This is a genomic window from Pseudomonas sp. MWU347 (genome assembly GCF_017947305.1).
In the GTDB taxonomy this organism is placed as follows: Bacteria; Pseudomonadota; Gammaproteobacteria; order Pseudomonadales; family Pseudomonadaceae; genus Aquipseudomonas; species Aquipseudomonas putida_A.
On record NZ_JAFGZB010000002.1, the window covers coordinates 25,630 to 39,279 of the forward strand.

A 13,650-nucleotide genomic window follows, 5' to 3' on the forward strand; every position below is an offset into this window, starting at 1 on the left:
AGCTGCGTGCATCAATGACTCAAATTCAGGAGATTCAGCCATGCGCTGGTCAGCTTTCAGCCTGTTTGGCTTGCTCAGCCTCTTTGCCGCCCTGCCCCAGGCCAACGCGACCGGTGAGGACTACGCCGTTCTGATCATCTCGCGCGAGCGCCTGGAAGTGCCGACTCCCTGCGAGATTGGCGTGTACGTCAATGATCAACTCGCTGGGCGCCTGCTGCAGGAACAAACCACTTCGTTCAACCTGCCCCACGGGACGATTTCCATCCGTCTGAAACAATTGCCTGGCCAGGTGCCGGGTTGCCAGGCAGGCATGCTGGCACCGCCGGCGCAGGAGATCTCGCTCAAGGCCGGCGATGTGCTCAAGTACCGGATCGCGGCAAATGCCAAAGGCTTGTACCTGCGACCTGCCGCCCTCGAATACTAAGCGAAACTCCAAATGTGGGAGCGGGCTTGCTCGCGAAAGCAGTGTGTCATTCAGCGATGATGTTGACTGACACTCCGCCTTCGCGAGCAAGCCCGCTCCCACACTGTTTTTGTAGTGAGTCAAATATTGGTGCTTGACCTTGCCCGCGTGGCAAGGTTGATCCTTGTAGGCATCTTCTACAGGGAGTAAGACCGATGTCCGATTCCATCACTTTCGATCTGCCGATTGCCGGCATGACCTGCGCCAGTTGCGCCGGGCGTGTCGAGCGGGCGTTGCGCAAAGTCAGCGGCGCCAGTGCCGTCAGCGTCAATCTCGCCACCGAACAGGCCCGCGTCCAGGCGCCTGGTGACAGCTTGCCGGCGTTGATGGAGGCGGTTGAACGCGCCGGTTACAGCGTGCCGCAGCAGACGGTGGAGTTGAGCATTGACGGCATGACCTGCGCTTCGTGCGTCGGTCGCGTCGAGCGCGCCCTGAACAAAGTCCCCGGGGTGAAGAGCGTCAGCGTCAACCTCGCCAACGAACGCGCGCACCTCGAATGGCTCGGTCAGGTCGATATTCAGTCGCTGCTCGATGCTGTGAGCAAGGCCGGCTACTCGGCCAGCGTCTGGCAAGCCGAACATCCGGCCACCGATAACCAGCAACAGCGCCTGCAACATGAGCGCTGGGCGCTGATCTGCGCGATCGCCTTGGCCTTGCCGCTGGTGTTGCCAATGCTGCTGCAACCGTTCAGCATTCACTGGATGCTTCCGGCCTGGGCGCAATTCGCCCTCGCCACCCCGGTGCAATTCATTTTCGGCGCTCGTTTTTATGTCGCCGCGTGGAAAGCCGTGCGCGCAGGGGCCGGTAACATGGACTTGCTGGTGGCCCTCGGCACCAGCGCCGGTTATGGCTTGAGCCTGTACGAATGGGCCACCGCCGCCGGGCGCATGCCGCATCTGTATTTCGAAGCTTCAGCCGTGGTGATCGCCCTGGTGCTGCTCGGCAAATATCTGGAAAGCCGCGCCAAGCGTCAGACCGCCAGCGCCATCCGCGCCCTCGAAGCCTTGCGCCCGGAACGGGCGATTCAGGTCATCGACGGTCGCGAGCAGGACGTGGCGATCAGCGCCCTGCGTCTGAACGATCAGGTTTTGGTCAAACCCGGTGAACGTTTCCCGGTAGACGGCGAAGTGCTTGAAGGCCAGAGCCACGCCGACGAAGCGCTGATCAGCGGCGAAAGCCTGCCTGTGCCAAAACAGCCGGGCGACAAAGTCACCGGCGGTGCGATCAACGGTGAAGGTCGGCTGCTGGTGCGCACCACTGCCCTCGGTGCAGAAAGCGTGCTGGCGCGGATCATCCGTCTGGTCGAGGACGCTCAGGCAGCGAAAGCGCCGATCCAGAAACTGGTGGATAAAGTCAGCCAGGTGTTCGTGCCCACCGTGTTGCTGATTGCCCTCGGCACACTGATCGGTTGGTGGCTGTACGGCGCACCCATGGAAACCGCGTTGATCAACGCGGTCGCCGTGCTGGTGATTGCCTGTCCTTGTGCCCTGGGCCTCGCTACCCCGACGGCAATCATGGCCGGCACCGGCGTGGCTGCGCGCCATGGGATTCTGATCAAGGATGCCGAAGCGCTGGAACGTGCCCATGAAGTCGACAACGTGGTCTTCGACAAGACCGGCACGCTGACTTCCGGCACCCCGCGTATCGCCCATTTCAGTGCGCTGGATGGCGATGAAAATACCCTGCTGACACTGGCCGGCGCCCTGCAACGCGGCAGCGAGCATCCGCTGGCCAAAGCCGTGCTGGACGCTGCTGCCGAGCGCAGTCTGCCGGTGCCGGATGTCAGCGACAGTCAGTCCCTGACCGGACGCGGTATCGCTGGCACGCTTGACGGTCGGCGCCTGGCGTTGGGCAATCGGCGCTTGCTGGAAGAAAGCGGCCTGAGCGCGGGCAATCTCGCCGAGTTTGCCAAGGCTTGGGAAAGCCAAGGCCGAACCCTGTCGTGGCTGATCGAGCAAAGCCCGGAACCGCGTGTACTCGGCTTGTTCGCCTTCGGCGACACGCTCAAGCCCGGCGCACTGCAAGCTGTGCAGCAACTGGCCGCCCGAGGTATCCACAGCCATCTGCTGACCGGCGACAACCGTGGCAGCGCCAAAGTCGTCGCCGAGGCCCTGGGTATCAGCAATGTCCACGCCGAAGTGCTCCCCGCCGACAAAGCCGCAACCGTCGCCGAACTGAAGAAGACCGGTGTGGTGGCGATGGTCGGCGACGGCATCAACGACGCCCCCGCACTGGCCGCTGCCGATATCGGCATCGCCATGGGCGGCGGCACCGATGTGGCCATGCACGCCGCCGGCATCACTCTGATGCGCGGCGATCCACGGCTGGTGCCGGCAGCACTGGAAATCAGCCGCAAGACCTACGCGAAGATTCGCCAGAACCTGTTCTGGGCCTTCGTCTACAACCTGATCGGCATTCCACTGGCGGCGTTCGGCTTCCTTAACCCAGTGCTGGCCGGTGCGGCGATGGCGCTGTCGAGCGTCAGCGTGGTGAGCAATGCGCTACTGTTGAAAACCTGGAAACCGAAGGATCTGGAGGAGCACCGATGAACATCGGCCAAGCGGCCCGGCACAGTGGCCTGAGCGCAAAGATGATCCGCTATTACGAGTCGATCGGCCTGCTCAAGGCTGCCCATCGCACCGACAGCGGCTACCGGGTCTACAGCGACGATGACCTGCACACCCTGGCGTTCATCAAGCGTTCGCGGGACCTGGGCTTTTCCCTTGAGGAAGTCGGCAAGCTGCTGACCCTGTGGCAGGATCGCCAGCGTGCCAGTGCCGATGTGAAAGCGCTGGCGCGTCAGCACATCGACGAGCTGAATCAGAAGATCCGTGAACTCGGCGAGTTGCGCGACACCCTGCAGGACTTGGTCGAGCACTGTAATGGCGACCATCGCCCCGACTGTCCGATCCTCAAGGAGCTGGCGTCGGGCTGCTGCGCGCAACCCGCCCGCGCCTGAGCGCCAGCCACTTCACGGCCAACAATGTGCCGAGCGGGATGCCGTGGAACAGCATGACCACGGCACCCGGCGTCCACCAACCGTAAAACGGCGCGGCAATCAGCATGCCGACGCCGAACCCGGTCATTTGCAGCAAGGTCAGGAAACTGAAAATCGGCAGGCGCAAATGCTCCGGTTCACGCTGCAGACGCGACATCAGGCTGACTTCGGAGAAACCGTCCCCCAGCCCCGCCGGCAGGGAAAACAGCAGCAGACCGTAAAGGCTGTGCTGCTGGAACATCAGGATAAAACCGCAGGACATCAACGCCACGCCGAAGAAATACCGTCGCTCCAAATCAAGGTTACCCGTGCCTTTGAGGCGACTGGCAATCCGCGCGCCGAGCAGTTTGCCGCTGGCCCATACCGCCAACATCAGACCCAGCGTGGTGCTGGCCGAATCAGGGGTCAGCAGTTTGGAGATGATCGGGAATCCGACGTTGTGCGCGGCACTGCCCAAGGTGTCGGCCATGGTCACGGCAAGCATCGCGGCGATCACCGGAGCGCTGCGCAGGCCTTGTTTCAGAGCTGACCATTCGCCGCGTTCGCTGGTCGATTGTTCGCTGACTTCTGCAGCGGCGAAGCGCAACGGTGCAATCAACAGCGCCGCCAGCACATAGGTCAGTGCGTTGAGCGCGAATACCGTTTCGAAACCGAAGGCCGCCACCAGCAAGCCGGACACCAGGCTGCCGCCGACCATCGCTGCGGATGACGCCGAGGTGATCCAGGCATTGGTTTTCAGTAGCTGCGCCGATTCGATCAGCCGTGGCAACTGGCTGTTGAGGCCGATGGCGAACATCGAATTGCCAAAGCCCAGGCCGAAAGCGATCACCGGCAACAGCAACGCCTGCTGGCTCAGCGACAGGATCAACAGCAGGCCAAGCAACGCCGCGCGCAGCAGATCGAAAGCGATCAACGGCACCCGGCCACTCCAGCGCCGATAGAAGCGCGTACCGATCAGACTGGCAAAAATCCCCCCGCCAACCCGACTGGCGAGGAACACCCCGACGCTCATGGCGCTGTTGCTTAGCAGGTAAACGTAAGTCGCCAGCGCGACCATGTTGAGGAAGGCGCCGAAATCGGAGATCAGCCGGGCGGTGATGATGAGGCGGGCGTTCACATTCAATCCTTGAGTGTGCGAGGGGCGACAAGATTCCCACACACATTCCAGGAACACCACAAATCCCTTGTAGGAGTGAGCCTGCTCGCGATGGCTGTGTATCAGGCAACACTTTTGCTGAATGACACACCGCCATCGCGAGCAGGCTCACTCCTACAAGGGATCTTCGGTGTTTTGGGCAGGCACAAAAAACCCGGCCGAAGCCGGGTTTCTGTTCAAGCGCTTACTGCATCCACGGTGGCGGCGGTGGTTCGTCGGACTTGCCCTTGGGCTCGTCATCCGCCGCACGGATCGCCTGCTTGCGCTCTTCGTCGAGCCGCGCCGCTTCAATCTCGCGCAATACACCGCCAACGTCGGCCAGATCTTCCGGATCGTCGAACTCACCGGTCAGCACGCTGTTGGGGTGCAAGGTGCCGGCTTCGTACAACGCCCACATTTCCTTCGCGTAGCGGGTCTGCTTCAGCTCCGGGGCAAAGCGCCCGAAGTACGACGCCATGTTGCCCACATCGCGCTCGAGCATGCTGAACGCGTGGTTGTTGCCGGCGGCATCCACCGCCTGCGGCAGGTCGATGATCACCGGGCCGGTCGGGGTCAGGAGCACGTTGAACTCCGAGAGGTCACCGTGCACCAGACCGGTACACAACATCAGCACGATCTGCGAGATCAGGAACGCGTGATATTCGCGGGCCTGATCCGGCTCCAGCACCACGTCGTTCAGACGCGGCGCGGCATCGCCATATTCGTCGGCCACCAGCTCCATCAGCAGCACGCCATCCAGAAAGTCGTATGGCTTGGGCACTCGCACGCCGGCACCGGCCAGACGGAACAGCGCCGCGACTTCGGCGTTCTGCCAGGCGTCCTCGGTCTCCTTGCGACCGAATTTCGAACCCTTGGCCATCGCCCGCGCCTGCCGGCTGTTACGCACCTTGCGGCCTTCCTGATACTCGGCTGCCTGGCGGAAACTGCGTTTGTTCGCCTCCTTGTAAACCTTCGCGCAACGTAACTGGTTACCGCAGCGCACCACATAAACAGCTGCTTCTTTACCACTCATGAGTGGGCGCAGCACTTCGTCGACCAGACCGTCTTCGATCAGGGGTTCAATGCGTTTTGGAGTCTTCATCAGCTTTTATTGTGGGTCCTTTATTACCAAACACGCGAATGTCACTCGTTATACGGCAATCCTCGCGCTACGGGGAGGGGTTGCCGACCTGTGAACCCTGTGGATGCACACACTGTGCCGAAATAATCGAGCTTTGCCGATCATAGCCGAGCCCACCTTACTTGTAGCTATCGGCCGTCAAGGGCATTTGCGACAGAATCTGACATTGGCATTCATTTCCCCTGTGGGAGCGGGCTTGCTCGCGAAAGCGGTCTGTCAGACACAATGACGGCGCCTGACACGGCCCCTTCGCGAGCAAGCCCGCTCCCACAGGGGATTGTGCTCAACGTTCGATGATCGCGGTGACACCCTGGCCGCCAGCGGCGCAGATCGAAATCAGCCCCCTACCCTTGCCCGCCGCATCCAGCAGTTTTGCCAGGTTGGCGACAATCCGCCCGCCGGTCGCGGCAAACGGATGCCCCGCCGCCAGCGAGCTGCCTTTCACATTCAGCCGGCTGCGGTCGATCGAACCCAGCGGTGCCTCCAGCCCCAAACGCGTCTTGCAGTATTCGGGGTCTTCCCAGGCCTTGAGCGTGCACAGCACCTGCGCGGCGAACGCTTCGTGAATTTCGTAGTAATCGAAGTCTTGCAGGGTCAACCCATTACGCGCCAGCAGGCGCGGCACTGCATATACCGGCGCCATCAACAGGCCTTCGGCGCCGTTGACGAAATCCACCGCCGCCGCTTCGCCATCGCGCAGGTAGGCGAGGATCGGCAGACCACGTTCTTTTGCCCATTCCTCGCTGCCCAGCAGCACCACTGAGGCGCCGTCGGTGAGTGGCGTGGAGTTGCCTGCCGTCAGCGTGCCCTTCGCGCTTTTTTCGAAAGCGGGTTTGAGCGTGGCGAGTTTTTCCAGGGTCAGGTCCGGACGCAGGTTGTTGTCGCGGGTCAGGCCGAGGAAAGGCGTCATCAGATCGTTGTGCCAGCCTTCACTGTAGGACGCGGCGAGTTTGTGATGGCTTTCGAGGGCCAGTTGATCCTGCTCTTCACGCGGAATATTCCAGGTCTGCGCCATCAGTTCGCAGTGCTGGCCCATCGACAGGCCGGTGCGCGGTTCGCCGTTACGCGGAAACTCCGGGATCAGGTGCCGCGGACGCAGTTGCAGAAAGGTTTTCAGCTTGTCGCCGGTGGTCTTGGCGCGGTTGGCCTGCAGAAGGATTTTGCGCAAGCCTTCGCTGACGCTGATCGGCGCGTCCGAGGTGGTGTCGACGCCACCGGCAATGCCGCAATCGATCTGGCCGAGGGCGATTTTGTTGGCCACCAGCAGCGCTGCCTCCAGCCCGGTGCCGCAGGCTTGCTGGATGTCATAGGCCGGGGTGGCCGGCGACAGCCGCGAGCTGAGAACGCACTCGCGGGTCAAATTCATATCCCGTGACAATTTAAGCACCGCACCGGCCACCACTTCGCCGATGCGCTGGCCGTGCAGGTTGTAGCGTTCGATCAGGCCTTCCAGGGCAGCAGTGAGCATCACCTGATTGCTGGCAGTGGCGTACGGCCCGTTGGAGCGGGCGAAAGGAATACGGTTACCACCGATGATGGCGACGCGGCGCAGCTGACTCATGAAAAGCTCCTTTTCCAAATGATCGAATTCACCTGAATCCTTTGTAGGAGTGAGCTTGTGGTGAGGGGATTCATCCCCGATGGGTCGCGCAGCGGCCCCCTCATTGCAATCGCTATACATTGCGACTGCTTCGCAGCCGATCGGGGATGAATCCCCTCGCCACAGGTCACTCCTACAAGGTTCAACGTTGTTTCTGAATTTGTGTTTGGCCACACAACCATCGGCGGCCAACTACTCTGCTGTTCTAGCGTAGGCCTTATTGCGTGGATCGAACGATTGATTGCCGTTGGTAGTCCACACTTTGAACCCCAACTTTTGGAGAGCGTTCCATGTCTGACCGCTATATCGACTTCGCCAACTCATCCATCGGCCACCGTCTGGTCGGGGCTTTGGGCCTGCCGTCGCCGGTGCGGCTGGAACGCTGGCAGGCCGGACGCCTGCGGCCGGTGGACGGTGCGCTGCTGATCGGCGGCGGGCCGCTGGCCGAGCGGGTCAATGCGTTCGCCAACCGCCTGACCGATGCGATCTACAGCTACGGCACTGAACCGTCGCTGGCCACCGCGTGGATTCCCGGGCACGGGCCGAAACTCAAGGCCGTGGTGTTCGACGCCAGCGACCTGCAGCACACCGACCAGCTCAAACAGCTGCGCGAGTTCTTCCAGCCGTTGATGAAAAACCTCGACAGCAGCGCGCACCTGGTGATCCTGGGCCGCGCCCCGGAAACCCTGCGCGATCCGTTTGCGTCCAGTGCACAGCGAGCGCTCGAAGGCTTTTCGCGTTCGCTGGCCAAGGAGCTGCGCAGCGGCGGCACGCTGCAACTGATCTATGTCGGTGACGGCGCTGAAGATCAGCTTGAGGGGCCGCTGCGGTTTTTCCTCTCACCGAAAAGTGCCTTTGTTTCCGGGCAGGTGATTCGCCTGAGCCCGTGCGCCACGCCGGTCACCGATTGGACCCGGCCATTGGCCGGACGCAAGGCGCTGGTCACCGGCGCGGCACGCGGGATCGGCGCCTCGATTGCCGAGACCCTCGCCCGCGATGGCGCCGAGGTGATTCTGCTCGACGTCCCCCCGGCCAAGACTGATCTGGAAGCCCTCGCCGCACGTCTTGGCGGCCGGGCGATCACCCTTGATATCTGCGCCGAAGATGCCGCCGCGCACCTGATCGAACAACTGCCGGACGGCCTCGACATTCTGGTGCACAACGCCGGGATCACCCGCGACAAGACCCTGGCCAACATGACCCCGGAATTCTGGGACGCGGTGCTGGCGGTCAACCTCAATGCCCCGCAAGTGCTGACCAAGGCGCTGCTCGACAGCGGCACCCTGCACGACAATGCGCGGGTGATTCTGCTGGCCTCGATCAGCGGCATCGCCGGCAATCGCGGGCAGACCAACTACGCCGCGAGCAAGGCCGGCCTGATCGGCCTGGCTCAGGCCTGGGCGCCAACGCTGCACGAACGCGGCATCAGCATCAACGCCGTGGCCCCGGGCTTCATCGAAACCCAGATGACCGCGCACATCCCGTTCGGCCTGCGTGAGGCCGGACGGCGCATGAGTTCGCTGGGCCAGGGCGGCTTGCCGCAAGACGTCGCCGAAGCCGTCGCGTGGCTGGCGCAACCGGGCACCGGCGCATTTACCGGCCAGGCGCTGCGGGTCTGTGGACAAAGTGTTCTGGGGGCATAGGCATGAGCATTGAATGGCAAACCCTCGACCGTGAACCGAGCCTGCCCGGCCTGTACGCGCGGGCCGCGACACGGCGCAAGATCACCGGCACCCGACTGCCAGAAAGCGGCTTGCGCTGCTGGGTCGATGTCGACCCGCAAAAACTGGCGGCCTATCGCAAGGTCTGCGGCTTTACCGATGACGGCCTGCTGCCGCCGACTTATCCACACATCCTCGCGTTCGCCCTGCAGATGCAATTGCTCACGGCGAAGGAGTTTCCGTTCCCGTTGCTGGGGCTGATTCACCTGAGCAACCGCATTCGCGTGTTGCGGCCGATGGGCGGGATCAGTCGCGCGCAAGTCAGCGTCCGCGTGCATAACCTGCAGCCGCATCCCAAAGGCGCGACCTTCGATGTGTTGACCACCCTCGATGATCAACTCGGGCCGCTGTGGGAAGCCGAAAGCCAGATGCTCTGTCGCGGAGTGAAACTCGACGGCGAACCCGTCGAGCAACACTGGGAACCGTCCCAGGTGTTGACGCAAGTCGCGCAATGGAAAGCCCCGGCCGACATCGGTCGGCAATACGCCAAAGTCTCGGGCGACTACAACCCGATTCACTTGAGCGCGGCCAGCGCCAAACTGTTCGGTTTTCCCACGGCGATTGCTCACGGTCTGTGGAACAAGGCACGAACCCTCGCCGCACTGGCTGATCATCTACCCAAGGCCAACCTTGAAATCGCCGTGCACTTTCGCAAACCGGTGCGCTTGCCCAGCGAGGTCTCATTGCTGGCGAGTGCGCCGGGATCCAGCGGCGAGTTGCGCCTGATCGGCAACGGCGATCTGGAACATATGGTCGGTCAGTGGCAACCGGTTGCCTGAGTATCCGCCCGGGCAAGCCTGTAAATTGTGTATATATCACTTAAGTTTTTCCGCGTTTGGCGCCGCACTCTGAAAAACTCCAGGCCTTGATTTTCAAGGCCTTTTTTTATGCGTCTATATCTTGGGTATTAGTCCTTAGGCACGGCGCGGCGCCTTATATATAAAGGCGTTAATACCAACTTGAGAATGGTGGAAAAGCACCGCGCGATCGAGATTGGCACCACGGACGAGGCATCACCGGCGACAGATCGGTGAGCCATCGAAAACGACGAATGTTGTTACAGGTGCAAGGAATCTCAATCATGAAAACTCAAGTGTGGTGCAAATCGGCAACAGCTCTGGCATTGATCCTCTCCCTTGGCCTCGCTGGCTGCAGCAGCGGCGGTGGCGGCCATCACAGCAGCTCCGGCAGCTCTTCGCCAGACAGCGCGACGTCGGGCACTGGCGGCACTGGTGGCACAGGCGGTAGCAGTGGCACTGGCGGTACTGGCGGCACCGATACCGCTGGCACAGGTGGTACCGGTGGCACTGGCGGTACCGGCACGACCAACCCGACCAATCCGACGAACCCGACCAATCCTACCAATCCGACAGACCCTACGGATCCAACCAACCCGACCAACCCGACTACCACCCCGCTAGTGACCACCACCCTGGTGCAGGATGTCGGCAATACCGTCGCGGGCGTCGGCAGTGGTGTCGGTCAGGTCGGCGACTCCTTGAGCACCGTTCCAGTAGTGGGCGGCGTGGTGCAAAGCGCAGTAAAAACCACAGGCAATGTGGTCACTACCCTGGGTGATGGCGTGGCCAACGGCATCGGCAAACTGGGCACGGTCGACAATGGCCTGGGCGTCACGGCGTCCTCGGTCGGCGGCGTGGTTTCAGATGTCGGTACCGGCGTCTCGGACCTGAGCGGCAAACTGGCGAACGCCACCGGCAGCGTCCCGGTTGTCGGCGGCGTGGTCACCAAAGTCGCTCCGGTGCTCGACGGCGTCGGCGAAAAAGTCACCATGCTCGGCGACACCCTGAGCCTGGCCACTACCACTGGCCCACTGGGCTCGGTGACTAAAAGTGTCGGCAACGGTCTGGTGCCAGTGATTGCCATGGTTGAAAGCACCACCGACAAAGTCGGCGATGCAACCGGCCTCGGCGCTCCGCTCAATGGTGTCCTCGGCCAGGTCGGTGGCGCCGTCAAAGGCGTGGGCGGTCAGGTAACCGGTGCTGGCGGCGGCAACGCCTTGACCAACACCGTTGGCGGCGCATTGACCAACGTCGGCACCGCGGTTGGCAAAGCCGGCGGGCTGGTGGACAACGGCACCAGCAGCGGTGGTGGTTTGGGCGGGGGTCTGGGTGGCGGCCTTGGCGGTACCGGCTTGCTGCAAACGGTTGGCGGCGCCGTGGTCAACGTCGGCTCCGGGCTGAACGCCGGCAGCACCAACGGCGTGGTCAGCGCCGGCGGCGTCACGGCTGGCGGACTGGGCAACACCATCGCTTCGCTCAACACCGTACTCGGCGGCTCGGGCACGCCGATCACCGCCACCACCTCGCCACTGGCCACCGTCGGCGCTACCGTCGGCGCAGGGCTGAACCCAGTCACCAGCGCCGTCACCGGTCTCACTCAACAGGTCGGTGCCACTACAGGTCTCGGTGCACCGGTCGCCGGTCTCACCGGCCAGGTCGGCGGAGCGGTCAGCACGATCGGCAACACCATCGCCGCCACCAACAACCCGGTCACCACCGCCGTGGGTGGAGTGGTCAGCAACGTCGGCGCTACCGTCGGTGCGGTCGGCGGACTGGTCAGCGGCGGCACCGCCACTGGAGGCACCGCAACCGGAGGCCTGGGCGGTGTACTCGGTGGTCTGACCGGCGCTCTTGGAGGCAACAAACGCTAAATTGCACCTGGCCGATTCGACGGCCGCACCTACAGCGCCTACGCTTGGTTGAGGGCGGAAGATTCCCACGAGTCTTCCGCTTTTTTCTTAGGAAAAACTCAGCCCAGCGCTGTGATCTGACCATGGAGTGTCCTATGCGCGTAATGGCATCCCTGCTGTTCCTCAGTCTCAGTTCCGCCGCCCTCGCCGACACCCTGCCCAGCTTTCTCAACAGCAACGAAACCACGCGTAACCTGCCCGTGCCGAACCTGCCGGCAGATGCTTATCGCCCCGCCGCCACGCCCCTGCAAGTACCCGACCCCGGCGCGGCCACGGCGCAGCCGCTGTTGATGGAGACCAAAATCAACCTGAAAACCGTGCAGATCGAAGGCGGCACGATCTACCCTCTCAACGAACTGGCCGAAGTCTACAAACCCCTGATCGGCCATCAGACCAGCCTCGCCGACCTGATCGAAGCCACACGCGACATCACGCGGCGCTACCAGAAGGACGGCTATCTGCTGTCCTATGCCTTCCTGCCGCAACAGCGTTTCGACGACGGCGTAGCCCGAGTGGTGCTGGTCGAAGGTTATGTGCGCGATGTGCAGGTGCAGGGCGATGTCGGCCGGGTCAAAGGCCTGCTCGACGAACTGGCAGCCAAAATCCAGGCCGAACGCCCGCTGACCCGCAAGACCTTCGAACGCTACACCACCCTGATGACCCGCATCCCCGGCGTGACCATCCAGGCGCAAGTACCGCCGCCCGGCACCACCGACGGCGCAACGACGCTGGTGGCCCAGGCCAGCCGCAAAGCGTTCACCAGCACCATGAGCACCACCGAAGACAACCGCAACGGCACGCAGGCATTGCTGGGGGTCAGCAGTAACTCGCAGACCGCCATGGGCGAGCAGCTGACCCTGAGCGGGCTGTTTCCGCCGGGCGACGATCACGAACATTACTACCGTCTGGACTACAACCAGTTCCTCAATAGCGAAGGTACGCAACTGAGCCTGTTTGCCTCGCGCTACCGGGCCGATCCGGGCACCAATGTGCTCACCAGCGATGGCTTCGAACTCAAACCGCACAAGGAAGATGACCGCTACTCCATCGGTGTCAGCCACCCGTTCATTGCCGCCTCCAACGAGCTGCTTAACGCGGGAGCGCGGCTCTATGCAGTGGATGACAAAAACCGCTACGACGTGGTCGGCTATCCGCTCAGCATCGAAGAGCGCACCAACGTGCGTGCCCTCGCATTCGAAGGCGACTGGCGCAAGAGCGATGCCCGGCAACTGCGGATTCTCAGTGGTGGCGTGTATCAGGGTCTGGACAGCATGGGCGCGCATTCCAACAACCCGGCGCTGGACCTGAACTTCCTGCGCCTGCGCCTCTCCGGGGTGCAAAGCGACAAGTTCTTCGACAATTGGCAAGGCGTGCTGTCGGCCGCGCTGTACTGGAGTGATGACACCCTGCCTGACAGCGAACGCGCGGTGTTCGGCGGGCAGAATTTCGGCCGTGGCTACCCGGACGATCAGGCGTCGGGCGACAAGGGCTGGGGTGCGGCTTACGAGGTCAACTACAGTTTCAATCGCGACGGCAACTGGGTGCGCATCCTGCAGCCGTACGTGGTGCTGGACCGTTCGAAAACCTGGTTCAACAAGCTGGCGGTGCAGAGCAATGACCTGTCATCGGCAGCAGTAGGCCTGCGTTTCGGCGATGCCAAGTACTACAACATTGCGTTGGAGGCCGCCAAACCGATGTCCGATGAAGCGCTGGATACGTTCAATCGTCGGGCGCGTTACAGCATCAGTTTCAGCTATCAACTGTAGGGTGTCAGATCAATCAACTGAGCAGGCAGACCGCTTTCGCGAGCAAGCCCGCTCCCACATTGGAATGCACATCCCTGTGGGAGCGGGCTTGCTCTCACATTGCAGCGCACATCCCT

General features: G+C 62.5%; 10 protein-coding genes. 7 read left to right on the plus strand and 3 right to left on the minus strand.

Translation table 11 applies throughout. The features are described 5' to 3' along the window. Positions 1-40 precede the first annotated feature (40 nt). The 3 genes from KCG87_RS03800 to cueR all read left to right on the plus strand — a co-directional run bounded on the left by KCG87_RS03800 (position 41) and on the right by cueR (position 3,422). Positions 41-424 carry a hypothetical protein gene (locus KCG87_RS03800; RefSeq protein ID WP_210556610.1) on the plus strand — a complete coding sequence of 128 codons (384 nt, stop codon included), beginning with the start codon at positions 41-43 and terminating at the stop codon, positions 422-424. Between the two features lie 194 nt (positions 425-618). After that, positions 619-3,012, plus strand: coding sequence for a heavy metal translocating P-type ATPase (locus KCG87_RS03805; RefSeq protein ID WP_210556613.1), 2,394 nt, complete (start codon positions 619-621; stop codon positions 3,010-3,012). Then, a complete protein-coding gene (cueR, locus tag KCG87_RS03810) occupies positions 3,009-3,422 on the plus strand; it encodes a Cu(I)-responsive transcriptional regulator (protein WP_007962968.1) in 414 nt (137 codons plus the stop codon). Before KCG87_RS03805 ends, cueR begins: the two co-directional genes overlap by 4 nt. Here the strand turns inward: cueR and KCG87_RS03815 are convergent. The 3 genes from KCG87_RS03815 to KCG87_RS03825 all read right to left on the minus strand — a co-directional run bounded on the left by KCG87_RS03815 (position 3,376) and on the right by KCG87_RS03825 (position 7,298). Then, entirely contained in the window at positions 3,376-4,578 is a 1,203-nt protein-coding gene (locus KCG87_RS03815) for an MFS transporter (RefSeq protein WP_210556615.1), read from the minus strand. The genes cueR and KCG87_RS03815 overlap by 47 nt on opposite strands. A 223-nt stretch (positions 4,579-4,801) precedes the next feature. Then, positions 4,802-5,698: a PA4780 family RIO1-like protein kinase gene (locus KCG87_RS03820; RefSeq protein WP_003221347.1), complete on the minus strand. Its 897-nt coding sequence runs from the start codon at positions 5,696-5,698 to the stop codon at positions 4,802-4,804. A 322-nt stretch (positions 5,699-6,020) separates the two neighbouring features. Then, positions 6,021-7,298 carry an acetyl-CoA C-acetyltransferase gene (locus KCG87_RS03825; RefSeq protein WP_210556617.1) on the minus strand — a complete coding sequence of 426 codons (1,278 nt, stop codon included), beginning with the start codon at positions 7,296-7,298 and terminating at the stop codon, positions 6,021-6,023. Positions 7,299-7,627: 329 nt separating this feature from the next. Here KCG87_RS03825 and KCG87_RS03830 point away from each other — a divergent pair, with 329 nt between their 5' ends. The 4 genes from KCG87_RS03830 to KCG87_RS03845 all read left to right on the plus strand — a co-directional run bounded on the left by KCG87_RS03830 (position 7,628) and on the right by KCG87_RS03845 (position 13,534). Next, complete coding sequence (locus KCG87_RS03830; protein WP_027613624.1) at positions 7,628-8,980, plus strand: 3-oxoacyl-ACP reductase; 1,353 nt, start codon at positions 7,628-7,630, stop codon at positions 8,978-8,980. Between the two features lie 2 nt (positions 8,981-8,982). Then, the gene (locus KCG87_RS03835; protein WP_210556619.1) at positions 8,983-9,837 is read left to right on the plus strand and encodes a MaoC/PaaZ C-terminal domain-containing protein; all 855 of its coding nucleotides are present in this window, start codon (positions 8,983-8,985) and stop codon (positions 9,835-9,837) included. 302 nt (positions 9,838-10,139) lie between these two features. Further along, on the plus strand, positions 10,140-11,729 hold the full coding sequence (locus tag KCG87_RS03840; protein ID WP_210556621.1) for a collagen-like triple helix repeat-containing protein: 1,590 nt from the start codon (positions 10,140-10,142) through the stop codon (positions 11,727-11,729). 134 nt (positions 11,730-11,863) lie between these two features. Then, positions 11,864-13,534: a POTRA domain-containing protein gene (locus KCG87_RS03845; protein ID WP_139053444.1), complete on the plus strand. Its 1,671-nt coding sequence runs from the start codon at positions 11,864-11,866 to the stop codon at positions 13,532-13,534. Positions 13,535-13,650: the final 116 nt, after the last annotated feature.

What these genes read in the sequence shown, in the direction of transcription:
- KCG87_RS03800 (WP_210556610.1), top strand. Translation starts at nt 41, where the DNA reads ATGCGCTGGTCAGCTTTCAGCCTGTTTGGCTTGCTCAGCCTCTTTGCC.
- KCG87_RS03805 (WP_210556613.1), top strand. Translation starts at nt 619, where the DNA reads ATGTCCGATTCCATCACTTTCGATCTGCCGATTGCCGGCATGACCTGC.
- cueR (WP_007962968.1), top strand. Translation starts at nt 3,009, where the DNA reads ATGAACATCGGCCAAGCGGCCCGGCACAGTGGCCTGAGCGCAAAGATG.
- KCG87_RS03820 (WP_003221347.1), bottom strand. Translation starts at nt 5,698, where the DNA reads ATGAAGACTCCAAAACGCATTGAACCCCTGATCGAAGACGGTCTGGTC.
- KCG87_RS03825 (WP_210556617.1), bottom strand. Translation starts at nt 7,298, where the DNA reads ATGAGTCAGCTGCGCCGCGTCGCCATCATCGGTGGTAACCGTATTCCT.
- KCG87_RS03830 (WP_027613624.1), top strand. Translation starts at nt 7,628, where the DNA reads ATGTCTGACCGCTATATCGACTTCGCCAACTCATCCATCGGCCACCGT.
- KCG87_RS03835 (WP_210556619.1), top strand. Translation starts at nt 8,983, where the DNA reads ATGAGCATTGAATGGCAAACCCTCGACCGTGAACCGAGCCTGCCCGGC.
- KCG87_RS03840 (WP_210556621.1), top strand. Translation starts at nt 10,140, where the DNA reads ATGAAAACTCAAGTGTGGTGCAAATCGGCAACAGCTCTGGCATTGATC.
- KCG87_RS03845 (WP_139053444.1), top strand. Translation starts at nt 11,864, where the DNA reads ATGCGCGTAATGGCATCCCTGCTGTTCCTCAGTCTCAGTTCCGCCGCC.